This window comes from Ancylobacter oerskovii, assembly GCF_018390555.1.
Classification (GTDB): domain Bacteria; phylum Pseudomonadota; class Alphaproteobacteria; order Rhizobiales; family Xanthobacteraceae; genus Ancylobacter; species Ancylobacter oerskovii.
Window position 1 is genome coordinate 1 of the sequence record NZ_JAHBGB010000025.1, and the last position, 718, is coordinate 718.

The 718-nt window shown below is 67.1% G+C and carries 1 protein-coding gene; it reads left to right on the forward strand.

Annotated elements, in window-relative coordinates; translation table 11 throughout:
* Positions 1–718, forward strand: a 718-nt coding sequence (locus KHC19_RS11850; RefSeq protein WP_246548769.1) for a GTP-binding protein, incomplete at both ends; no start/stop codon positions are given.

The following is a 718-nucleotide window of genomic DNA, read 5'->3' on the forward strand; positions in this document are numbered from 1 at the left end:
ACCATGGCAAGACGTCCTTGACGGCAGCGATCACGAAGGTTCTTGCGGAGTCCGGCGGGGCGACGTTCACGGCGTACGACCAGATCGACAAGGCGCCGGAAGAGAAGGCGCGCGGCATCACGATCTCGACGGCTCACGTCGAGTACGAGACGAACAACCGCCACTACGCGCATGTCGACTGCCCCGGCCACGCCGACTATGTGAAGAACATGATCACCGGCGCGGCGCAGATGGACGGCGCGATCCTGGTGGTGTCGGCGGCCGACGGCCCGATGCCGCAGACCCGCGAGCACATCCTGCTGGCCCGCCAGGTCGGCGTGCCGGCCCTGGTGGTGTTCCTCAACAAGTGCGACATGGTCGACGACGAGGAGCTGCTGGAGCTGGTGGAGCTCGAGGTGCGCGAGCTGCTGTCGAAGTACGACTTCCCCGGCGACGACATCCCGATCATCCGTGGCTCGGCGCTGGTGGCGCTGGAGAACGGCGATCCGAAGCTCGGCCGCGACGCGGTGCTGAAGCTGATGGAGGCGGTCGACGCCTACATCCCGCAGCCGGAGCGCCCGGTGGACCAGCCGTTCCTGATGCCGATCGAGGACGTGTTCTCGATCTCGGGTCGCGGCACGGTGGTGACCGGCCGTGTCGAGCGCGGCATCATCAAGGTGGGCGAGGAAGTCGAGATCGTCGGCATCCGCCCGACCACCAAGACCACGGTGACCGGCGT